Consider the following 19,754-nt stretch of genomic DNA (forward strand, 5'->3'; position numbering starts at 1 on the left):
CCTGTAGGAGCGGGTTTACCCGCGAAGAGGCCGGCTGCCTTATCGCCAACGGTCCAGGTAAGCCTGCTGCTCCCGCCACGCCTCATCCTGCACCACCGCCCGGAACCGCACCACCGCGCCCGGCATGCACTGCGCCAGTTGCGCCAGCGCCAGCGGCGTCAATGCCCCCAGCCGCGGATAACCGCCAATGGTCTGCCGGTCATTGAGCAACACGATCGGCTGCCCATCCGGCGGCACCTGTACCGCCCCGAGCGGAATCCCCTCGGAAATCATCGGCGCGCCCTGGTAGACCAACTGCGGCCCCAGCAGGCGGATGCCCATGCGGTCGGCACGGCTGTCCAGCGTCCACTCGCGGTTGAACGCCTCGAACAGGCTGGTACCGCTGAAGTCACCGATCTGTGCGCCGATCACCAGGTCAAGTACAGGCTTTTGTGGGTACTGTGGCCGCAGCGCTTCGGGTACCTCACGCAGGGTCGGCGAAGTGCCTGAGAATGCCAGAACCTGGCCTTTGCCAAGCCCAGAACCCTGACCATCGATACCGCCAAGTTCTTCCCGCACAACGGTGGCACAACTGCCCAGCACATCCTCGCCGAGGAACCCGCCAGGCGCCGCCAGATACGCTCGCACGCCCTGCTTCGGCTGCTTCAGGGTCAACCGCTGGCCCTTGACCAACGCAAAGCTGCGCCAGGGCGCCAGCGGCTGATCATCGACACGCGCATCCAGGTCGGCACCGGCCAGGGCCAGCACACAATCCTGCTCGGCGACCACACAGAAACCACCTAGCGCCACCTCGACCACCGGCGCCGCCAACGGGTTGCCCAGCAGCCAGTTGGCCCAGTGCATCGCCACCCAGTCCAGCGCCCCGCCCTGGGTCACGCCCAAATGGCGTACGCCAAAACGCCCAGCATCCTGTAATTGGCACAGCGGAGTACTGGCCTCGATCTTCAACTGCTTCATGCTTGTGCCTCCACATCACCGCCCAACGCCACGAAGTCGCTGCGCGAAACCGGCACGAAGCGCACCCGGTCACCGGGTTGCAACAGGCTGTAGCCCTCGCGTTCACGGTCGAACAGGCGCACCGGGGTACGCCCGATCAGGTTCCAGCCACCCGGCGATACCGCTGGATAGGCCGCCGTCTGGCGCTCGGCAATGCCGACGCTGCCGGCCGCCACGCGCTTGCGCGGGGTGCTAAGGCGCGGGCTGGCCAGGCGTTCGTCCACCAGACCCATGAAGCCGAAACCGGGGGCGAAACCCAGGGCGAACACCGGGTACTCGCGCTCGCTGTGCAAGCGGACCACCTCTGCTTCACTCAAGCCACTGCGGGCCGCCAACACCGGCAGCTCCGGGCCGACGCTGGCGTCGTACCACACCGGGATCTCATGGCGGCGGCCACCGCTGCCCGTGTCTGGCTGCAAGCCCTCCAGCGCACGGATGATCAGTGCCCTCGCCTCACCCGGTGGCAGGTCGAACTGCACCATCAGCGTGGTGTAGGACGGCACCAGGTCCAGCAAGTGCTTGCCGAACGTCGCGTGCAAGCGCTGGCTGGCGGCAAGCATCCACGGCATGTTGCCCTCGTCGATACCATCGAACAGGCGCACCATCAGGCTGTCGATGGCCACGACTTCAATACGGGGTTTCATCGCGACTCCAGGGCATCGAGAGCCTGGCGAATCTGCCGCACAGCCGCCACCGAACTGTCGTTGTCACCGTGTACGCACAGGGTACTGGCTGCAAGCCTCAGTGCACTGCCATCGTCCGCGACGAGCGTATCGCCGCGGGCCAGGCGCACGGCCTGCTCCACCACCAGCGCCGGGTCGTGGTGCACAGCGCCGGGCAGGCGACGCGACACCAGATGGCCGCTGGCGGTGTAGGCGCGATCGGCGAATGCTTCGAACCACAGCGGCACGCCAATCTCATCTCCCAGGGCCTGGGCGGCGCGGTTGTCGGCGGTGGCCATCAGCATCAGCGGCAGGTCTGCGCCATAGGCCGCCACAGCCTCCAGTACGGTGCGCAGCTTGAGCGGGTCGGCCATCATGTCGTTGTACAGCGCACCATGGGGTTTCACGTAGGCCACGCGGCCGCCCAACACTTTGCAGATGCCGTCCAGCGCACCGATCTGGTAATGCAGCAGGTCGCGGATTTCCTCCGGGCTGCAGGCCATGGAGCGGCGGCCGAAGCCGACCAGGTCCGGGTAGGCCGGGTGCGCGCCGATGGTCACCCCGTGCTCCAGCGCCAGGGCCACGGTGCGGCGCATGATGCCGGGGTCGCCGGCGTGGTAGCCGCAGGCGATGTTGGCGCAATCGATGTAAGGCATGACTTCGGCATCCAGGCCCATGCGCCAGCTGCCGAAACTCTCGCCCATGTCGCAATTGAGTAGCAGGCGTTCCACTGCACGGCCTCCGTTGTCGTTGTTCATATGCCTACCTTAACGCGCCTGCAGCTGTTTGCCGCGGGTTTCCGGCAGGCTCAGCGCCGCCACGATCACCACCCCGTAGGACACGGCGGAGAACACGCCGATACCCAGGCCCAGCGGTACTTTCTGGCCGAGCACGCCGATCAGCAGCGGGAACAGTGCCGCGATGACCTTGCCGATGTTGTAGCAGAAGCCCTGCCCCGAACCACGGATACGCGTGGGGAACAGTTCGGTGAGGAACGCGCCCATGCCGCTGAAGATACCCGAGGCGAAGAAGCCCAGCGGGAAGCCCAGCCACAGCATCACGCCGTCGCTGACCTGCATTTGCGTATACAGCAGCACGATGACGAACGAGCCCACGGCGAACAGGATGAAGTTTTTCTTGCGCCCCAGCAGGTCGGACAGGTACGCACTGACCACATAGCCGACATAGGAGCCGACGATCACCATGGCCAGATAGCCACCGGTACCCAGCACGCTCAGGCCGCGCTCGTTCTTGAGGAAGGTCGGCAGCCAAGAGGTAATGGCGTAGTAGCCGCCCAGTGCGCCGGTGGTCAGCAGGGAAGCCCGCACGGTGGTCCAGAGCATCCCCGGGGCAAAGATTTCGTAGAACTGCGCAGGTGCCTCGGCGTTTTCCACCGACTTGGCCTCGCGATATACCTCGGGGTCCTTGACCAGGCGGCGGACAAAGATCACGAAGATCGCCGGTACCAGGCCTAGCAGGAACAGCGCGCGCCAGGCCTGCTCTGCCGGCAGCCAGGAGAACAGCAGCGCGTAGAGGATGGCGGTGAGGCCCCAGCCAAGGGCCCAGCCGGACTGCACCATGCCCACCGCCTTGCCACGGTCCTGGGCGCGGATCACCTCGCCGATCAGCACCGCGCCGGCGGTCCACTCACCGCCAAAGCCGAAGCCCATCAGGGTACGGGCGATCAGCAGCTGTTCGTAGTTCTGGGCGAAGCCGCAGAGGAAGGTGAAGAAGGCAAACCACACCACCGTCAGTTGCAGGGTGCGCACGCGGCCAATGCGGTCGGAGAGAATGCCGGCCACCCAGCCACCCACGGCCGAGGCGATCAAGGTGCTAGTGTGGATCAACCCGGCTTCGGTGGTGGTGATGCCCCACAGCATGATCAGCGTCGGAATGACGAAGCTGAGCATCTGTGTGTCCATGCCGTCCAGGCCGTAGCCGATCTTGCAGCTCCAGAACGTCCGGCGCTGCTGTGAGTCGATGTCGCGATACCAGGCGAAGGGCCCGGACGAAGATGGGGAGCTGACCTGCTGCTGCACGCCGGTGGGGTTCATGCTTGCCTCGGCTTGTTGGTATTGTTTTATGGGCGACAATGAGTCGCGGCCTGGCTGCCATTGTTCAGACGCCGCGCCATTTGCGTCCAACGAGAAAAACCGCCGGTCTGGAACAAGAAAAACTGATCATGAACCTTCGCTTCCTCGAAACCTTCGTCTGGGTCGCCCGGCTCAAGAGCTTCCGCCTGACCGCGGAAAAGCTGTTCACTACCCAGGCCTCGGTTTCCAGCCGCATCGCCGCGTTGGAGGCCGACCTGGGCGTGAAGCTGCTGCTGCGCGACTCACGTGGCGTCAGCCTGACCCCGGAAGGCGGCAAGGTGCTGGAATATGCCGAGCGCATGCTGGAAACCGCCAAGGCCATGAAGCAGTCGCTGGACAGCGACCGGGCCAAGGTCGGGCGCATCCGTATCGGGGTGATGGACACGGTGATCCACACCTGGATGAGCGCACTGGTGGCGGAGCTGACCGAGCGTTACCCGCAGGTGGAGATCGAACTGGTGGCCGACACCGCGCTGAACCTTCGCGAGCAATTGCAGAAGGGCTTTCTCGACGTGATCCTGCAGACCGACCTGCTGCGCGAGCAATCGATCCGCAGCCTGGACCTGGCGCGCTACCCGATGGGTTGGGTGGTGGCCGCCGGCTCGCACCAGCACCGCGACTATGCCTCGCTGGCCGAGCTTGGGCGGGAACGCATCATCACCTTCTCGAAGAACTCGCGGCCGCACCAGGAAGTGCTGAGCCTGCTGCAGGGCGCGGGGGCCGAAACGCCACGGCTGAACTGCGTGAACTCGGTGGCGGCGATTACCCGGCTGTTGCGTGACGGTTTTGGCATTGGTGCGTTGCCACCGGCGCTGGTGGATGCCGAGTTGAGCCGGGGTGAGCTGGTATTGCTGCAGGGGCTGCAACCGCCGCCGAGCCTGGAGCTAGTGGTGGCCTGGCAGACCGGGGTGGCGTTGGTGGATGAAGTGGTCGGGGTTTGCCGGCAGGTGCTGGAGCGGTATGCGCGGGATGTGGGTGGGCAGCGGATTGTGTTGGTCTGACAGATTTGCAGTGTTTGTGCTGGCCTCTTCGCGGGTAAACCCGCTCCCACAGAGTCACCACAGGGCTTGAGGGCTGCGCAGTACCTGTGGGAGCGGGTTCACCCGCGAAAGGGCCGGCACAGGCACAGCAAAAATCAGCGCCAGCTCTCTTTCACCGCCCCACGCCGCCCGCCCAGGATCACCCAGCCAATCGCCAGCAACAGGCTCTCGACCACGAATGCCAGCACAAACCCTGCACCAAGCCCCCAGCCAACCGCCTCGGGCACCAGCAGGATCTGGTAGCTGTAGCCATTGAGGGTTTCTTCGCGCAACTGCGGGTCGGCCTGTACCAGCACGTGCCAGGTACGTTGCGCCCATGGCGCTTGCAGCGCCTGCCATTCGTTTTCCAGCAGTTCGTTGCGGATCATCAGGCTTTCAATGCTGTTGGCATCACTGTTGAACACTGGGTCGTCGCTGCTGCGGTAATGCCGCAGCAGCGCCTGCAGGTCGCCATTGAAGAAACGTTCGGCGGTCTGCCGGAAGCCGTCGAGCGCCTCGCGGGATTCGAACAGGTGCGCCTCGACCCGCTGGCTGTAGTCCTTCACCAGCCCCGGGACCTGGATACCGGCCAGCAGGCCGAAGGTGAACAACAGCAACCGCAGGTAACTTCTGAACATGCCGCGTCCTTAGCTCTGGCCGTGCGCCACGCACTCGCCGTGCCGCCACAGGGCCCACTGACCCGGCTCGTAACGCTGCCAGGTCTCGTTCTCGGTCAGGGCCTCGGTGGCGATCACCGTGACCACGTCGTTAGGGGTGGTTTCGGTGTGAAAATCGACGATCAGGTCGACGTCCTTCAACCGCGCCGCACCAAAAGGTGCCCGGCGGGTAATGTGCACCAGCTTGGTTGAACAGAAGCAGAATAGCCAGTCGCCGTCGCTGAGCATGCAGTTGAACACGCCCTGGCCGCGGTAGCCGGCACAGGCTTCGACCAGCACCGGCAGCAGCTGTTCCACCGGAACGGGCTCGGGGAAGGCGCTGCGGATGCGGTTGAGCAGGTCGCAGAAGGCCGCCTCGCTGTCGGTATCGCCCACCGGCCGGTAGAAACTGGCCTGGCCCTTGAAGTCGCCCAGCTGGCCGTTGTGCGCGAAGCACCAGTTGCGGCCCCACATCTCTCGCACGAACGGGTGGGTGTTGGACAGGCATACCTTGCCGACGTTGGCCTGGCGGATATGGCCAATGACCACTTCGCTCTTGATCGGGTAACGCTGCACCAGGTTGGCCACTTCCGACTCGCTGCTGGCAGCCGGGTCCTGGAAAAGGCGCAGGCCACGGCCTTCGTAGAAGCCGATGCCCCAGCCGTCACGGTGCGGGCCGGTACGACCGCCGCGCTGCATCAGGCCGGTGAAGCTGAAGACGATATCGGTGGGGACGTTGGCACTCATGCCCAGCAGTTCGCACATAGGCGTGTCTCCGCTTACAGACGGGGCTCGACCCGGCCGCTGCCGCGGGAGACGGCTGGGGCGACAGGGGGTGGCGCATCACGGTAACGGTCGCGGCGCTCTGCGGTCAGCGGGGCCTGGGCGCCAAGCTGGTCATCTTCGGCAGCCTGGCGCTGGGCAGCGGCCTCGACCTGCGCGCGGCGCTCGCGGGCGCGTTTCTCCAGCGGAAAGCGCAGCAGCACGAAGAGGAAATACAGGGAAAACGCGCCCATGCCGTACATGGCGAAGTCGGAAACCGCGCGCCAGGCGTTGTTGCCGACCTTGAAGGCGACGTCGAGGGCGGTGATGGCAATCGCCGGGGCGAAGCTGTCCTTGACCGGGTCGACGATGGTCGGGGTCAGCAGCAGCACCGCCAGCACCACCCGCAGCGGTTCGCGCAGCCAGCGCCACATCCAGCCGGTGAGCTTGAAGCCCACCATCAGGCAGCCCAGGGCGGCAACGGCGTAAAGGCCCCAGGCGAGGGTGTAGTCGTTCTCGGTCATGGTGTTCGTGCAAGCCAGGCAAAGAGATGCCTATGATAAACACTTTTCCGGGCGCAGACAGCGTTTGCCTGTGCCGGCCTCTTCGCGGGCTTGCCCGCAAGGAGGCCGGCACAGGCAACCCCAATCAAGAGATCCTCAATGCCAACCAAGCCCCAACCCCCGATTGCCCACCAGGCCCAGGCCACCGACCCGTACGCCTGGCTGCAACAGCGTGACACCCCCGAGGTGCTTGCCTACCTGCAGGCCGAAAACGCCTACCAGGAAGCCTGCCTGGCCGACCAGGCGCCGCTGCGCGAACAACTGTTCGAAGAGATCAAGGGCCGCATCCTGGAAACCGACCTGTCGCTGCCGGCGCCCTGGGGCCCCTACCTGTACTACACCCGTACCACCGCGGGCGACGAGTACCCGCGCCACTATCGCTGCCCGCGCCCGGCCGACGACTCCAACACGGTCGATGAAAGCCAGGAGCAACTGCTGCTCGACCCCAACGCCCTGGCCAATGGCGGTTTCCTGTCCCTCGGCGCGTTCAACGTCAGCCCTGACCACCGCCTGCTGGCCTACAGCCTGGACACCAGCGGCGACGAAATCTTCACCCTGTACGTGAAGGACTTGGCCAGTGGCAGCGTCACTACCCTGCCCTTCGACGACTGCGACGGCAGCCTGACCTGGGCCAACGATAGCCAGACGCTGTTCTTCGCCGAACTGGACGACACCCACCGCCCGTGGCGCCTGCGTCGCCACACCCTGGGCAACGACGGCGCGCAGACCGTGTTCGAGGAGCCCGATGGGCGCTTCTTCCTGCACTGCTACCGCACCAGTTCCGAACGCCAGCTAGTGCTGCTGCTCAACAGCAAGACCACCAGCGAAGCCTGGGTGCTGGACGCGGAAACCCCGCAGGCACCGTTCACCTGCCTGGCGCCACGGGTCGAAGGCCACGAGTACTTCCCCGACCACGGCCAGCTCGACGGCCAGTGGCGCTGGTTCATCCGCACCAACCAGGACGGCATCAACTTCGCCCTGTACCACGCCCCGGTCGCACCAGTGCCCAGCCGTGAGCAATGGCAGGTGCTGGTAGCGCACCGCGACGCGATCATGCTCGAAGGCCTCAGCCTGAATGCCGGCGCGCTGACCCTGAGCCTGCGCGAAGGCGGCCTGCCGATCATCGAGGTACGCCCGCAGGGCCTGGCCCCCTACCGCGTCGAACTGCCCGACGCGGCCTACAGCCTGTACGTGCAGGACAGCCTGGAATTCGCCAGCCCACGCCTGCGCCTGCGCTATGAAGCCCTCAACCGCCCGGCCCAGGTACGCCAGCTGGAGCTGGCCAGCGGTGCCCAGGCGGTGCTCAAGCAAACCCCGGTGCTGGGGCCGTTCGATGCCGACGACTATGTCAGCGAGCGCCTGTGGGCTACCGCAGCGGACGGCACCCGGGTGCCGATCAGTCTGGTGCGCCGCCGACAGGACCTGGGCCAGACCGTGCCGCTGTACCTGTATGGCTACGGCGCCTATGGCGAAAGCCTCGACCCGTGGTTCTCGCACGCGCGCCTGAGCCTGCTGGAGCGCGGCGTGGCCTTTGCCATCGCTCATGTGCGTGGTGGTGGCGAACTGGGCGAAGCCTGGTACCGCGCCGGCAAGCAGGAGCACAAGCACAACACCTTCAGCGACTTCATCGCCTGTGCCGAGCACCTGATCGCCGAGGGTGTCACGGCTGCCGACCGCCTGGCCATCAGTGGCGGCAGCGCCGGTGGCCTGCTGATGGGCGCGGTGCTCAACCTGCGCCCCGAGCTGTTCCGCTGTGCGATTGCCGAAGTGCCGTTCGTCGACGTGCTCAACACCATGCTCGACCCCGAGCTGCCGCTGACCGTGACCGAGTACGACGAATGGGGTAACCCTGAGGAGCCGGAGGTGTATGAGCGGATCAAGGCCTATGCACCGTACGAGAACGTGAAAGAACAGGCCTACCCGGCGATGCTGGTGGTGGCGGGCTACAACGACAGCCGCGTGCAGTACTGGGAAGCGGCCAAGTGGGTGGCGCGGCTGCGCACGCGAAAGACCGACGATAACCTGCTGCTGCTCAAGACCGAGATGGGGGCTGGGCATGGCGGGATGAGCGGGCGGTATCAGGGGCTCAAGGATGTGGCCCTTGAGTACGCGTTCGTGTTCGGCGAGCTAGGTCTGGCTTGAGAGAGCCGGGGGCGCTTTGCGCCCCTTTCGCGACACAAGGCCGCTCCTACAGGGATAGCGCATGTCCTGAATCCTGCGCGATCCCTGTAGGAGCGGCCTTGTGTCGCGATGGGCTGCAAAGCAGCCCCAAAATCCCACAGCCAACACGGCCCATTCAGTCAATCATCCTGCACCGGCTGCTTCGGCGGGTCCTGGCGCAACCCCGGCAATGGCTGGTCTTTCGGCGGCCCGGGCACGGGCATCGGCGGTAACAGTGGCGCCCCCGGCTGGCTGTCATAGGCCTTGGGCGGCGTACTCGGGGTAATCTGCGGATATGGCGTGGGCGTAGGCGTACCCGGTGCACCGGGCACCGGCGTGCTCAACCGGGGTGGCGTGCTGGCAGCTTCGGCCATGGACAGGCCGGCCAACAACAGCACAACGAGGATCGCGCGAAACATCAGCAACCTCCTGTCGGGAACCTTCCTACAGGCTACGCCTAAATCAAAGCTTTCGCCTGTCCGCCTGCCCCGCAAGCGCGCTAGACTCAGCGCATAACCGTCATTTGCCTGATCAGAACAAAGGAAACACCATGAGCTCCACCTCTTCCGCCGCCGCCACCGCGCGCCTGGACCGCATCCTGGCCGATGCCAAGCGCGACAAGGAAATGGGCTACCGTGACAAGGCCCTGAAAATGTACCCGCACGTCTGCGGCCGCTGCGCCCGCGAGTTCTCCGGCAAGCGCCTGAGCGAGCTGACCGTGCACCACCGCGACCACAACCACGACAACAACCCGCAGGACGGCTCCAACTGGGAGCTGCTGTGCCTGTACTGCCACGACAACGAGCACTCGCGCTATACCGACCAGCAGTACTTCAGCGAAGGCTCCACCAGCACCCCGAGCATCGCCAAGGCCACCCACAACCCGTTCGCCGGGCTGGCGGGCATGCTGAAGAAAGACTGACCATCGATTCACCGCCCCGCTGCTACCGGGCAGCCCGTATAATCGCGCTTTTTTTCGCGAAGGGCCCCGGTACGTGGCAAACAAACGATACAGCTGCATCGGCCTGTTCAACCCCAAGTCAGCAGAAAACGTCGGCTCGGTGATGCGCGCCGCGGGTTGCTATGGCGTCAATTCGGTGTTCTACACCGGCAAACGCTACGAGCGTGCCCGTGACTTCGTCACCGACACCAAGCGCGTGCACTACGACATCCCGCTGATCGGCATCGATGACCTGCAGCGCATCATCCCGCTGGGCTGCACGCCGGTGGCCGTGGAGTTGGTGGAAGGCGCGCGGCCATTGCCGGAATACACCCACCCGGATCGGGCCATCTACATCTTCGGGCCGGAAGACGGCAGCCTCAGTGCCGATGTGCGGGCATGGTGCGAAGAGACCATCTACATTCCGACCGAGGGCTGCATGAACCTCGCAGCGACGGTGAATGTGGTGCTGTATGACCGCATGGCCAAGGGGCTGAATACCCGTTCGGGGCCCAGGTTCAAATAGCCGACTGAACGATGGCGGCGGCCGACAGGTCACCTGCATACACTTCAGACGGAGACCTTGCCATGCTTGATATCCATTCGGCAGCGACATCGCAAGACAAGAACGTTCACGGCCTGGAGCGCGCCAGTTCGCTGGCTGGCGGCGCGTTGATGGTCAGCAAGGGGCTGCGCCACGGCGGCCTGGTCGGGTTGTTGCAGATCGCAGTTGGCGGCTTGGCACTGGCTCGGGGCTTCAGCGGGCATTGTGCGACCAAGGCCTGGTGGCAGCGGCACCGGCAGGAGTATCACCGCTTGCGTTCGGACATCGAGCGCAGTGCTGCGGAACTGGAGGCGTTGAAGGCCAGTGCCGAGGCGGCGACGCGCGGGGTGACGGTAACCGGGAAGGATCCGTTGGCCAGTTGATTTTGCACCGCCTGTGCCGGCCCTTTCGCGGGTAAACCCGCTCCCACAGGATCACCAAGGCTTCGGCCTCTTCGCCGTACCTGTGGGAGCGGGTTTACCCGCGAAGAGGCTGGCACAGGTACAGAAATGGCTAGCGCAACGCCTTGCTCTGCAACACCTCTGAGCGCCGCCCCAGCACGTTCTCGCTGATCTGCACGAAGTCTTCGGTGCTGACGCTGGGCAGGCGCATCAACCCGCGTGCGACATCGTCCAGCGAGCGTTTGGCCTGGGTGTGGATGCGGATTTCCTTGTCCAGCGCTTGCAACAGCATCACTCCGCGCGCCACCTGCGCCGGGGTGGCATGCTCGCCCTTGAGCCGGGTGACCTTGGCGCCCTGCTTGCTCAGGCGCGCCTGCCAAGCCTCGTAACGGTCGTCACTCACCCCGCCCGAGCGGCGCAGCAACTCGCTGGCATAGTAGTCGTTCAGGCTTTCCACCAGCCAGTCACTGCCATCGCGCCCATGGATCTGCGCAAACAGTTGCACCACTTCGCGCAGCAACGGGCTGCTGCCATTCTCGCTGACCACCGGCCGGGCACTGTGCAGGTACAACGAGCCCTGCGCGGCGGTCGCCCCACGCCACATGCCGTCGCGAGCGCCGACCAACAGCAGCTTCGGCGGGTTGCGCGGGAAAACCGCCTGCAATTGCGGCCAGACAAAGGTCAGCATGGTCAGGTTGTCCATGCGCCGCATACCCTGCCCCACCGGTGCGGCCACGGTGACCTCGGTTTCGCCCAGGCGGGCGCGGCGGCTGCCCAGGTCGCCGGCGAGCATCCAGCCTGTGGGGCGGTCGAACAGGCGCGAAACGTTGTCGATGCGGAACTTGTCCTTGCCGATGCGCGGCCAGGAGGTCTCAATGCTCTTCCAGCCCTCCGGCAGGTCGAACGCCAGCCGCGCCACCAGTTCGGTGCCATCCTGCTGGTCGAGGCGCGCAGGCGGCACCAGCTGGTCGCCCAGGAACAGCGCCCAATGCGGGGTGATGCGCGATGAATAGGCGCCGCTGCCGCGTTTCTGGTCCAGTTGCACGCGGTAGCTGAGGCTGGTCTTGCCGGCCGCCGGTTGCCACACGCCGCGCTGGCCCTGCAGTTGCCATTGGCCATCAGCCTGGAAGCCGCTGTAGGCCCCAGCCTTGCCCAGATCGAAATCCAGACTGCGCACGGCACTGCCTTCGGCCAAGGTTAGGCGGACCTCCGCCTGGCCGCTGGCTGGCAACAGGCGCACCTGATAGTCGAGGTCGACCTTTTTCGCCCAGGCCGGCGAACTGGCCATCAGGCCAAACAGCAACAACAGCTGGCAACGCATACAGAAACTCCTTGTTTCCCCGTGGCAGCGGGCCGCGCCGGTCAGCTGGCGCGGAAGATCAGGTGGTCTTCCCAGTCGTCTTCGTGCACATCGTGTTCACTGAGCATGCGCCCCGACTGGGAAATGCGCTGTTCATGGACCTGCTGGCGATCGCCGCAGACCAGGTGGTGCCAAGCCGGCAGGTCCTTGCCCTCACTGACCAGGCGGTAGCCGCAGGTACTCGGCAGCCACTTGAACTGGTCGGCCTTGCCCGGGGTGAGTTGTATGCAGTCAGGTACCTGGGCGAAACGGTTGGGGTAATCGCTGCACTGACAGGTGTGCAGATCCAGCAGTTTGCAGGCGATGCGCGTGTAATAGACGCTGTTGTCGTCCTCGTCCTCGAGCTTTTGCAGGCAGCAAAGGCCGCAACCGTCACACAGCGACTCCCACTCTTGCGGGCTGAGTTGTTCGAGGGTCTTGCGCCGCCAGAACGGCGCGTTTTCAGCGATCATGACACGGGTTTCCTGCATTCATCTTGGGGCCACGGCGCGCGGCGGCGCCAGTCTAGAGCCTGGCCTTCGGCAAAGCCAGACCGCTTGTCAGTCGCGACGCGACGCAGTAGCGTGCGCGTTTACCGCCCTTTTGCAGGAGCCGCCATGAGCGCCAACCCCCGCATTGCCGATTACGCCATCAACGAGCAGTTCATCAACCGCTGGTCGCCACGTGCCTTCACCGCCGAGCCGATCAGCGAAGAAACCTTGCTGAGCTTCCTCGAAGCTGCACGCTGGGCGCCGTCGGCGAACAACTCGCAACCTTGGCGCTTCCTCTATGCCCGCCGTGACACGCCGAACTGGGAGCGTTACCTGAACCTGCTGGTGCCGGCCAACCGCAGCTGGGCGCAACAGGCATCGGCGCTGGTGCTGGTGATTTCCAAGACCACCTACGCCGCCCCGGGCGCCACGGAAGAAAAGCCGGCGCTGTGGCACACCTTCGACACCGGCTCCGCCTGGGGGCACCTGGCCCTGCAAGCCAGCATCAGCGGCTGGCATACCCATGGCATGGCCGGTTTCGACCAGGAGCTGGCGCGTCAGGAGTTGAAGGTTCCTGAAGGCTACGTGCTACATGCCATGGTGGCGATCGGCAAGCTGGGCGACAAGGCCAGCCTGAACGAAGCGCTGCAGGCGCGTGAAGTCCCGAGCCCGCGCAAGCCACTGAGCGAGCTGGCTGCCGAGGGTGATTTCAGCCTGTAAGCCTTGCATTGGCTGTACCGGCCCTTTCGCAGCACAAGGCTGCTCCTACAGCACAGTGAAAAAAACCTGTAGGAGCAGCCTTGTGCTGCGAAGAGGCCGGTACAGGCACTACAAAATCAATAGCCCCGGGCGAAGTCCACTTCTCCTCGCAACCCCTGCCCTGCCGTGAACGCCCGCACATTCTCGACAAACAACCGCACCATCGCCGTCGGCGAGGTGGGTGCCGAGCTGTGCCCGGTCAGCAGCAAGCCCCACGCCGTCCAGAACGGGTGTTGCCTGGGCAACGGCTCCTGCCGGCAGACATCGATCACCGCCCCCGCCAGGTGCCCTTCCTTCAGCGCCTCGACCAGGTCAGCGTCGACCACCGCCGCCCCACGCCCGGCATTGATGAACAGCGCCGTGGGCTGGAAGCACTTGAACAGTGCCGCGTCATACAGGTCGTGGGTGGCCGGGGTATCCGGCAGCAGGTTGAGCACGTAGTCGACCTGGCCAACCATGCGCGGCAGGTCGGCCAACGCCACTACCTCGACGAACGGCGCCTGCTCGCGGGCGCTGCTGGCAACGCCATACAGCACCACGCCAAACGCCTGCAGGAACTCGGCCACCCGCTGGCCAATGTCGCCAGTGCCGACGATCAGCACCTTGCGCCCTTCCAGGGTCCGCCCCTGGCGGTCGTCCCAACGACGCTCGACCTGGCTGACCAGCCGCGACAGCACCTCGCGCTCATGGCCGAGCATGTAGGTGAGCATGTACTCGGCCATCACCTGGCCAAAGATGCCCACGGCGCGGGTCAGGCGATAGTCGCGCGGCAGGCCCTCGGCCAGCAGCGGGGTGATACCGGCCCAGGTGGACTGCATCCAGCCCGGCTTGTGGCCCTGGCGCAGCAGGCTCGCCAGCAGGTCCGGCTGGCCCAGCCACACCGGGCACTGTGGCGCCTGGCGTGCCAGTTCGGCGGAGTCGCCGCTGGTCAGGACTTCCAGCTCAGGCGCGGCTGCGCGCAAGATCTCGGCGTATCGAGCATGATCATGCTCAGCAATCAGTACTCGCATGATCAGGCAGGGTCGTTACGGCGCAGCAACTCTTCGGGCAGGTGCTCGATGTAGTCGTCCTCCGGCGGCGGCATCTGCAGGTGGTAACCCTGGTTGTCGAGGTTTTCCAGCACCTTGGCGATATCCTCGCGGGCCAGCTTGCGCTCGGGGGTCAGCACCAGGTCGAAGGCGTGCACGGGGGTGCCGAAGAACGGCAGCAGGCCTTCGGGCACGCGCTCCAGGCCGTCGGCCTTGAGCACGTACAGGTACATTTCGTTCTTGCGGGGGCTCTTGTAGATAGAGCAAATGCGTTTCATCGGGTCTCTCCGGCGCCTGCCAGGCTGTCCAGCAGGGCCTGGCCCATGCGCTCACGGCGCCAGCCGCGCAGCGAATCGGGCAATTGATAGGGGCCATTGGGGTAGCCGCTCTTGAGCAGCGCTTCCAGGGCTTTCTTGCGCAGCATTAGCTCGGGGGCAATGCCCAGGCGCTCACCTTCGGCCTGGCCGATGGCACGCAGCTGCTTGAGGATACCTGCGGCCTCGATCGGCAAAGGCTCGGGCAAGGCCTGTGGCCATTGCTCGGCTGGCAGGCTGGCGGCACGCTTGATCAGCTGGATGAGGAACTCACCGTCCTGACGAATGGTGCGCGGATGCATCTCGTCGATCTTGGCCAGCGCCGACAGGTTGCTCGGCTGGCTCTTGGCCATGGGCCACAGCGAGTGCTCCTTGAGGATGCGATTGCGCGGTACGTCGCGGTTGCGCGCTTCACGCTCGCGCCAGGCACACAGCTCACGCAGCACTGCCAGTTGCTGGGGGGCCAGCTTCCAGGCCAGCTTGACGTCGCGGTACAGGCTTTCGGGCTCGACCTCGCGGCGCAATGCGGCCACCAGCTCGGCGCCGTCCTCCAGCACCCAGGCGTACTTGTCGTCACTCAGGCGCGGGCGCAACACGGTGAACAGCTCGGCCAAGTGCACGGCATCCTCGGCGGCATAGCTGACCTGGGTTTCCGAGAGCGGGCGCTGCAGCCAGTCGGAGCGGGTTTCGCCCTTGGGCAGGTCGATCCCCAGCACTTCCTGCACCAGGCGCGAATAGCCCATGGAGAAGCCCAGGTTCAGGTAGCCGGCGGCCAGTTGGGTGTCGAACAGCGGCTGTGGCAGCTTGCCGGTCAGGCGCAGCAGCACTTCGAGGTCTTCGCTGCAGGCGTGCAGCACCTTGACCACGCCGCTGTCATCCAGCAGTTCGGCCAGGGGTTGCCAGTCGCCGATCAGCAACGGGTCGATCAGGAAGGCACGCTTTCCGTCGCCGATCTGGATAAGCCCGGCTTTCGGGTAGAAGGTGTCGACCCGCATAAATTCGGTGTCGACGGCGACAAAGGGCAGCTGATGCCAGTCGCGGCAGTGTTCGGCCAGGCTCTGGTCGTCACGGATCCAGTGTATTTCGATGGCCACGAGGCTCTCCCACTAACATTGGCGCGCAGTATATACGGCGCGGGCACTGCTGGTGAAACCTGCGCCATCCCTGGAATGGATAAACGGTGCAGTCAGACTCAGCGCTTGGCCGCCAGCCACGGCCGGCAGCTGGCGAACATGTCCAGCGATTGCTGGTAGACCTCGGTACGCACCTGCAACAGGCCGAGCATCGAGTGGAACAGGTTGTCCTGCGACAGCGGCGCATCGCTGAGCTTGGCCAGGCAATCGGTGTCGACGCCGAAGTCCTCCTTGTAGCTGTCGGAGAACCAGGTCAGCAACGGCACGTGCTTCTGCTGCTCGGGGGCGATGGCGTAAGGCGTGCCGTGCAGGAACAGGTTGTACTCACCCAGCGACTCGCCATGGTCGGACAGGTAGATCATCGCCGTGTCGACCTTGTCCTGCTTGCTGCGCAGGGTATCGATCAGCGAGGCCAGCACCTTGTCGGTATAGGCCAGGGTGTTGTCGTAACCGTTGACGATTTCCTGTTCGCTGCACTGGTCCAGCGCGTTGCTCTGGCACACCGGGGCAAAGCGCTGGTCGGCGCCGGGGTAGCGCTTGAAGTATTCAGGCCCGTGGCTGCCCATCTGGTGCAGCACCAGCACGGTGTCCTTGTCGAGGTTGTCGATCAGCTCACCCAGGCCCTGCAGCAGGATCTGGTCATGGCATTCACCATCAGCGCACAACTGCGGGTCCTTGAGTTTGCTGACGTCGATAAACTGCACGCGATCGCAGGTACCCTTGCAGCCCGATTGATTGTCACGCCACTGCACCGCCAGGCCGGTCCGCTGGAGGATGTCCAGCAACCCTTCGCGGTTCTTCGCCACGCGGGCATCGTAGTCCTTACGCTTCATGCCAGAGAACATGCACGGCACCGAAACGGCGGTTTCCGTGCCGCAGGAGTGAACATCGGAGAACGCCAGCAGGCCCTGCTCCCTGGCAAGGTTCGGTGTGGTATCGCGGTTGTAGCCGAGCACGCCGAAGTGATCTGCCCGCGCACTTTCACCCACAACCAGCACAGTCAGCGACTTGCGTTCATGCTTTTGCCAGGCAGCGTCACGCTTGGCATCTTCGCCGTAATGCTGGAAGGGCCGTGATGCGGTACCAACGCGCTCGCTGACATAGCCGATGGAGGCACCCACGATATTGCTGGGGGTGAGCATCAGGCGCAGTTCGTGGTGGTTGCGAAACAGCGACGAAAGGCCCTGGTAGTTGACCAGTGCCACCGAGCCCAGGGCCACCACGCAGGCACCGCCAACCACCAGCTTGCCGAGCAGTTCACGGTGCCAGGCGCGATAGGCGATCGGCGCCTTCCACAACAGCAGCGAAGGCACTACACCGAGGCCCAGGATATACAAGGCAAACTTCAACGAAAGCAGGTCACGCACTTCCGCCACGTTGGTTTCCGCAATATTGCGGAACATGCCCGCGTCAATAAGTACGCCGTACTGGTTCATGAAGTAAGCCACACCCGCGCCACTCATGAACAACACGATAAGTATTGGCTTCAATACATAACGGAAGGCGAACAACGTGAGGATCAGGTTGAACGCGAACAGCATCAGCACGGCAAACGCCAGGCTCAGCCAAAGCCCCGGCAAACCGGGCGGCACGACCTGTTCGAGATGCTGCCAGAGGAAGACATTGAAGCCTATCAGCAGGTAAAGGCTGGCCAGCAGCGTGACCCATTCAGTCCGCAGGGATTTGAAGTTGAGCATCAGTGTTCGCAATCAAGAGTGATTATCAGCCCGAGGGCCTGCGCGGCACCGGGGAAACTTGGCTGAACTCTAGAAAGCGTGCCATCAATATTTTGTGAAAAAGACGCCAACAAATTCGTGAGCAGGCGCCTTTTTTACATTAAAAGAAGTTCATTCAGCGCTTGTTCAGCCTGCCAGGCGTTCCTTGGCGTACGGCTCGCGGTCGATGTCCAGCACTTCCACGCACAGCTGGATGTCCAGCCCAGGTTGCTTGGGGATGGCCTCACGCAGCACATCCAGCAGGCTGGCGGACAGTTGCTTCTTCACCTCGGGCGAGCGCCCGCTGAGGATGGCCAGGCGCACATGGGCAAAGGCACGCTCGCCCGGCGCAGTGCCCACTCGATAGTGCTTGAAGGCTTCGGCGCGGCTTTTGATATCGGCCTCGTCGGCGAACTGGCCACTGCCGACCAGGGCATGGTTCAGGCGCAGCAGCAGGACGTCGACATTCAGCTCACGCAGGTTGTCGCTGTATTCCAGGTTCAGGTGAGGCATGGCGCAGGTTCCGGGTCACGGGGGAGATGCGACAGCCTACCCCAGTCCCCTACCTGCGCAAAGACGACTATCCTCAAAGGTCAGAACCATCCGCCAACCCCGACAGAGGTGAAGAAATGCCAGTTCCGCATGATCTGCTCGCTGACCTGCACGTTACCGCTGATGCATTCCAGGCGCTCATGGACAAGGACCAGACGCTGCACTCACTGCACAAGGAATACAACGCAAAAGACAAAGAGGTGGTCGCTGCCGAAGGCAACGGCACCAACGACGAAACCGTCAACCGCCTGCGCAAGGAGCGCTTGCTGATCAAGGACAAGATCGAACGGATCATTCATCCGCCCAAATCCTGACAGGAATTCATTGAATCCACCGGCCTCTTCGCGGGTGAACCCGCTCCCACAGGTACAGCGCCAGACCTGAAGGCAGCGGAGTTCCTGTGGGAGCGGGTTTACCCGCGAAGAGGCCAGCAGCCCTCACATGGCAGCCGCAGCCTTCAACGCCCCATCCAGGTCGTCGACCAGGTCGCGATAATCCTCGATCCCCACCGACAACCGCAGCAGGTTCTCGCTGATCCCCATCACGCCCTTCTGCTCCGGGCTCAGCGAGCAGTGCGACATGCTCCAGGAGTGGTTGATCATGCTTTCCACCCCGCCCAGCGAGTCGGCCAGCACGAAGATCTGCAGCGCCTCCACCAGGCGGTTGAGCGCGGCGCGGTCGCCCTTGACCTTCATCGCCACCACCGCCCCGCCACTGCGCATCTGCCGTTTGCACAGCTCATGCTGCGGGTGGCTCTCCAGCCCCGGGTAATACACCTGCTCGATCTGCGCGTGGCTTTCGAGGAAGCGCGCCACCTGCAGGGCATTGGCACACTGGCGCTCCATGCGCACATCCAGGGTCTTCAGACCGCGCAGGGCCAGGTAGCAGTCGAACGGCCCCTGCACTGCGCCAATCGCCATGCTGATGCGGCGCAGGCGCGCCAACAGCGCATCATTGGCAGCTACGACCACGCCACCGGTGAGGTCGGAGTGGCCGCCGATGTACTTGCTGGCCGAGTGCATCACCAGGTCCACGCCCAGGGAGATCGGGCGCTGGTTCCACGGCGAGCAGAAGGTGTTGTCGATGCAAGTGAGGATGCCCCGTGCCTTGGCCAGGTCGCACACCGCCTTGATGTCGACCAGGTGCAGCAACGGGTTGGTCGGCGATTCGATCCAGATCAGCTGGGTTTCCGGCTTGATGGCGGCGGCCACCGCCTCGAGGTCGTTGAGGTCGACGTAGGTGGTGGTCAGGCCCGAGGTGCGGCTGCGGTAGTCTTCCATGATGCGGAAGGTACCGCCGTACACGCCGTTCATCACCACCACGTGGGCATCCTTGGGCAGCAGCTCCAGCACGGTGGCGGTGGCGTTCACGCCCGAGGCGCAGGCGACCGCGCCAACGCCCTCTTCCAGGGCGGCGACACAGGTTTCATAGGCATGCCGGGTGGGGTTGCCGACGCGGCTGTAGGAGTATTCCGGTTTGTCGTCCAGGCTGCTCTTGGTGAACGAGCTGGCGGTGACGATCGCCGGGAAAATAGCGTTATCGGCGACGCTGAACTGCTCACCGGCGTGAATGGTACGGGTGGCGAAATTGCGCGGCTTGTCGGACATGGTCAGGCCCATTGGCAGAG

General features: G+C 64.5%; 23 protein-coding genes. 7 read left to right on the forward strand and 16 right to left on the reverse strand.

Annotation, left to right across the window (positions count from 1 at the left end):
• Positions 1–39 precede the first annotated feature (39 nt).
• From E5221_RS20880 to E5221_RS20895, 4 genes are read right to left on the reverse strand one after another with little or no spacing between them, the layout of a single operon-like run.
• Positions 40–957: a biotin-dependent carboxyltransferase family protein gene (locus tag E5221_RS20880; RefSeq protein WP_061552659.1), complete on the reverse strand. Its 918-nt coding sequence runs from the start codon at positions 955–957 to the stop codon at positions 40–42.
• The gene (pxpB, locus tag E5221_RS20885) at positions 954–1,640 is read right to left on the reverse strand and encodes a 5-oxoprolinase subunit PxpB (RefSeq protein WP_061552660.1); all 687 of its coding nucleotides are present in this window, start codon (positions 1,638–1,640) and stop codon (positions 954–956) included. The genes E5221_RS20880 and pxpB overlap by 4 nt, the downstream gene beginning before the upstream one ends.
• Positions 1,637–2,416 carry a 5-oxoprolinase subunit PxpA gene (locus E5221_RS20890; protein ID WP_054573769.1) on the reverse strand — a complete coding sequence of 260 codons (780 nt, stop codon included), beginning with the start codon at positions 2,414–2,416 and terminating at the stop codon, positions 1,637–1,639. Before E5221_RS20890 ends, pxpB begins: the two co-directional genes overlap by 4 nt.
• A gap of 9 nt (positions 2,417–2,425) precedes the next feature.
• Positions 2,426–3,712, reverse strand: coding sequence for an MFS transporter (locus E5221_RS20895; RefSeq protein WP_247846391.1), 1,287 nt, complete (start codon positions 3,710–3,712; stop codon positions 2,426–2,428).
• Positions 3,713–3,840: 128 nt separating this feature from the next.
• Between E5221_RS20895 and E5221_RS20900 the strand changes: the two genes are divergently transcribed.
• Positions 3,841–4,752 carry a LysR family transcriptional regulator gene (locus tag E5221_RS20900; RefSeq protein WP_054573767.1) on the forward strand — a complete coding sequence of 304 codons (912 nt, stop codon included), beginning with the start codon at positions 3,841–3,843 and terminating at the stop codon, positions 4,750–4,752.
• A gap of 134 nt (positions 4,753–4,886) precedes the next feature.
• Here the strand turns inward: E5221_RS20900 and E5221_RS20905 are convergent, their stop codons facing one another.
• From E5221_RS20905 to E5221_RS20915, 3 genes are read right to left on the reverse strand one after another with little or no spacing between them, the layout of a single operon-like run.
• Complete coding sequence (locus E5221_RS20905) at positions 4,887–5,408, reverse strand: DUF2937 family protein (protein WP_003259551.1); 522 nt, start codon at positions 5,406–5,408, stop codon at positions 4,887–4,889.
• Between the two features lie 9 nt (positions 5,409–5,417).
• Positions 5,418–6,191, reverse strand: a complete 774-nt coding sequence (locus tag E5221_RS20910; RefSeq protein ID WP_013973756.1) for a class II glutamine amidotransferase — start codon at positions 6,189–6,191, stop codon at positions 5,418–5,420.
• Positions 6,192–6,205: 14 nt separating this feature from the next.
• A complete protein-coding gene (locus tag E5221_RS20915; RefSeq protein WP_247846392.1) occupies positions 6,206–6,712 on the reverse strand; it encodes an MFS transporter in 507 nt (168 codons plus the stop codon).
• Between the two features lie 138 nt (positions 6,713–6,850).
• Between E5221_RS20915 and E5221_RS20920 the strand changes: the two genes are divergently transcribed.
• The gene (locus tag E5221_RS20920; protein WP_247846393.1) at positions 6,851–8,893 is read left to right on the forward strand and encodes a S9 family peptidase; all 2,043 of its coding nucleotides are present in this window, start codon (positions 6,851–6,853) and stop codon (positions 8,891–8,893) included.
• A gap of 158 nt (positions 8,894–9,051) precedes the next feature.
• On the opposite strand, the gene E5221_RS20925 is transcribed toward E5221_RS20920, so the two are convergent.
• Complete coding sequence (locus tag E5221_RS20925) at positions 9,052–9,330, reverse strand: hypothetical protein (RefSeq protein ID WP_247846394.1); 279 nt, start codon at positions 9,328–9,330, stop codon at positions 9,052–9,054.
• Between the two features lie 131 nt (positions 9,331–9,461).
• Between E5221_RS20925 and E5221_RS20930 the strand changes: the two genes are divergently transcribed.
• The 3 genes from E5221_RS20930 to E5221_RS20940 all read left to right on the forward strand — a co-directional run bounded on the left by E5221_RS20930 (position 9,462) and on the right by E5221_RS20940 (position 10,778).
• Positions 9,462–9,833: a YajD family HNH nuclease gene (locus E5221_RS20930; RefSeq protein WP_003259546.1), complete on the forward strand. Its 372-nt coding sequence runs from the start codon at positions 9,462–9,464 to the stop codon at positions 9,831–9,833.
• Positions 9,834–9,906: 73 nt separating this feature from the next.
• Positions 9,907–10,377, forward strand: coding sequence for an RNA methyltransferase (locus E5221_RS20935; protein WP_015271348.1), 471 nt, complete (start codon positions 9,907–9,909; stop codon positions 10,375–10,377).
• Between the two features lie 62 nt (positions 10,378–10,439).
• Complete coding sequence (locus E5221_RS20940) at positions 10,440–10,778, forward strand: DUF2892 domain-containing protein (RefSeq protein WP_013973761.1); 339 nt, start codon at positions 10,440–10,442, stop codon at positions 10,776–10,778.
• Between the two features lie 130 nt (positions 10,779–10,908).
• On the opposite strand, the gene E5221_RS20945 is transcribed toward E5221_RS20940, so the two are convergent.
• Positions 10,909–12,117 carry a hypothetical protein gene (locus tag E5221_RS20945; RefSeq protein WP_039613992.1) on the reverse strand — a complete coding sequence of 403 codons (1,209 nt, stop codon included), beginning with the start codon at positions 12,115–12,117 and terminating at the stop codon, positions 10,909–10,911.
• Between the two features lie 41 nt (positions 12,118–12,158).
• The gene (locus E5221_RS20950) at positions 12,159–12,608 is read right to left on the reverse strand and encodes a YcgN family cysteine cluster protein (RefSeq protein ID WP_025340222.1); all 450 of its coding nucleotides are present in this window, start codon (positions 12,606–12,608) and stop codon (positions 12,159–12,161) included.
• Between the two features lie 144 nt (positions 12,609–12,752).
• Between E5221_RS20950 and E5221_RS20955 the strand changes: the two genes are divergently transcribed.
• Positions 12,753–13,346: a nitroreductase family protein gene (locus E5221_RS20955; RefSeq protein WP_013973765.1), complete on the forward strand. Its 594-nt coding sequence runs from the start codon at positions 12,753–12,755 to the stop codon at positions 13,344–13,346.
• Positions 13,347–13,462: 116 nt separating this feature from the next.
• Here E5221_RS20955 and E5221_RS20960 read toward each other — a convergent pair whose 3' ends face one another.
• The 5 genes from E5221_RS20960 to E5221_RS20980 form a co-directional block, all read right to left on the reverse strand.
• On the reverse strand, positions 13,463–14,395 hold the full coding sequence (locus E5221_RS20960; protein WP_247846395.1) for a D-2-hydroxyacid dehydrogenase: 933 nt from the start codon (positions 14,393–14,395) through the stop codon (positions 13,463–13,465).
• A gap of 2 nt (positions 14,396–14,397) precedes the next feature.
• Entirely contained in the window at positions 14,398–14,691 is a 294-nt protein-coding gene (locus E5221_RS20965) for a YcgL domain-containing protein (RefSeq protein ID WP_015271354.1), read from the reverse strand.
• The gene (gene rnd, locus E5221_RS20970; RefSeq protein WP_247846396.1) at positions 14,688–15,821 is read right to left on the reverse strand and encodes a ribonuclease D; all 1,134 of its coding nucleotides are present in this window, start codon (positions 15,819–15,821) and stop codon (positions 14,688–14,690) included. The genes E5221_RS20965 and rnd overlap by 4 nt, the downstream gene beginning before the upstream one ends.
• Positions 15,822–15,919: 98 nt before the next feature.
• The gene (locus E5221_RS20975) at positions 15,920–17,557 is read right to left on the reverse strand and encodes a phosphoethanolamine--lipid A transferase (protein WP_137137663.1); all 1,638 of its coding nucleotides are present in this window, start codon (positions 17,555–17,557) and stop codon (positions 15,920–15,922) included.
• Between the two features lie 165 nt (positions 17,558–17,722).
• Positions 17,723–18,088: a 5-carboxymethyl-2-hydroxymuconate Delta-isomerase gene (locus E5221_RS20980; protein ID WP_039613987.1), complete on the reverse strand. Its 366-nt coding sequence runs from the start codon at positions 18,086–18,088 to the stop codon at positions 17,723–17,725.
• A gap of 116 nt (positions 18,089–18,204) precedes the next feature.
• On the opposite strand from E5221_RS20980, the gene E5221_RS20985 reads away from it, so the two are divergent.
• Complete coding sequence (locus E5221_RS20985) at positions 18,205–18,441, forward strand: YdcH family protein (protein ID WP_003259536.1); 237 nt, start codon at positions 18,205–18,207, stop codon at positions 18,439–18,441.
• A 123-nt stretch (positions 18,442–18,564) separates the two neighbouring features.
• Here the strand turns inward: E5221_RS20985 and E5221_RS20990 are convergent, their stop codons facing one another.
• On the reverse strand, positions 18,565–19,746 hold the full coding sequence (locus E5221_RS20990; RefSeq protein WP_247846398.1) for an aminotransferase class I/II-fold pyridoxal phosphate-dependent enzyme: 1,182 nt from the start codon (positions 19,744–19,746) through the stop codon (positions 18,565–18,567).
• Positions 19,747–19,754 lie beyond the last annotated feature (8 nt).

Origin of the sequence: Pseudomonas sp. A2, from assembly GCF_023100865.1 — a bacterium.
GTDB classification, from domain to species: Bacteria; Pseudomonadota; Gammaproteobacteria; order Pseudomonadales; family Pseudomonadaceae; genus Aquipseudomonas; species Aquipseudomonas asiatica.

Excerpts from the sequence above, each read along its gene's own strand:
- E5221_RS20880 (WP_061552659.1), bottom strand. The coding sequence starts at position 957 with ATGAAGCAGTTGAAGATCGAGGCCAGTACTCCGCTGTGCCAATTACAG.
- pxpB (WP_061552660.1), bottom strand. The coding sequence starts at position 1,640 with ATGAAACCCCGTATTGAAGTCGTGGCCATCGACAGCCTGATGGTGCGC.
- E5221_RS20890 (WP_054573769.1), bottom strand. The coding sequence starts at position 2,416 with ATGAACAACGACAACGGAGGCCGTGCAGTGGAACGCCTGCTACTCAAT.
- E5221_RS20895 (WP_247846391.1), bottom strand. The coding sequence starts at position 3,712 with ATGAACCCCACCGGCGTGCAGCAGCAGGTCAGCTCCCCATCTTCGTCC.
- E5221_RS20900 (WP_054573767.1), top strand. The coding sequence starts at position 3,841 with ATGAACCTTCGCTTCCTCGAAACCTTCGTCTGGGTCGCCCGGCTCAAG.
- E5221_RS20905 (WP_003259551.1), bottom strand. The coding sequence starts at position 5,408 with ATGTTCAGAAGTTACCTGCGGTTGCTGTTGTTCACCTTCGGCCTGCTG.
- E5221_RS20910 (WP_013973756.1), bottom strand. The coding sequence starts at position 6,191 with ATGTGCGAACTGCTGGGCATGAGTGCCAACGTCCCCACCGATATCGTC.
- E5221_RS20915 (WP_247846392.1), bottom strand. The coding sequence starts at position 6,712 with ATGACCGAGAACGACTACACCCTCGCCTGGGGCCTTTACGCCGTTGCC.
- E5221_RS20920 (WP_247846393.1), top strand. The coding sequence starts at position 6,851 with ATGCCAACCAAGCCCCAACCCCCGATTGCCCACCAGGCCCAGGCCACC.
- E5221_RS20925 (WP_247846394.1), bottom strand. The coding sequence starts at position 9,330 with ATGTTTCGCGCGATCCTCGTTGTGCTGTTGTTGGCCGGCCTGTCCATG.
- E5221_RS20930 (WP_003259546.1), top strand. The coding sequence starts at position 9,462 with ATGAGCTCCACCTCTTCCGCCGCCGCCACCGCGCGCCTGGACCGCATC.
- E5221_RS20940 (WP_013973761.1), top strand. The coding sequence starts at position 10,440 with ATGCTTGATATCCATTCGGCAGCGACATCGCAAGACAAGAACGTTCAC.
- E5221_RS20945 (WP_039613992.1), bottom strand. The coding sequence starts at position 12,117 with ATGCGTTGCCAGCTGTTGTTGCTGTTTGGCCTGATGGCCAGTTCGCCG.
- E5221_RS20950 (WP_025340222.1), bottom strand. The coding sequence starts at position 12,608 with ATGATCGCTGAAAACGCGCCGTTCTGGCGGCGCAAGACCCTCGAACAA.
- E5221_RS20955 (WP_013973765.1), top strand. The coding sequence starts at position 12,753 with ATGAGCGCCAACCCCCGCATTGCCGATTACGCCATCAACGAGCAGTTC.
- E5221_RS20960 (WP_247846395.1), bottom strand. The coding sequence starts at position 14,395 with ATGCGAGTACTGATTGCTGAGCATGATCATGCTCGATACGCCGAGATC.
- E5221_RS20965 (WP_015271354.1), bottom strand. The coding sequence starts at position 14,691 with ATGAAACGCATTTGCTCTATCTACAAGAGCCCCCGCAAGAACGAAATG.
- E5221_RS20975 (WP_137137663.1), bottom strand. The coding sequence starts at position 17,557 with ATGCTCAACTTCAAATCCCTGCGGACTGAATGGGTCACGCTGCTGGCC.
- E5221_RS20980 (WP_039613987.1), bottom strand. The coding sequence starts at position 18,088 with ATGCCTCACCTGAACCTGGAATACAGCGACAACCTGCGTGAGCTGAAT.
- E5221_RS20985 (WP_003259536.1), top strand. The coding sequence starts at position 18,205 with ATGCCAGTTCCGCATGATCTGCTCGCTGACCTGCACGTTACCGCTGAT.
- E5221_RS20990 (WP_247846398.1), bottom strand. The coding sequence starts at position 19,746 with ATGGGCCTGACCATGTCCGACAAGCCGCGCAATTTCGCCACCCGTACC.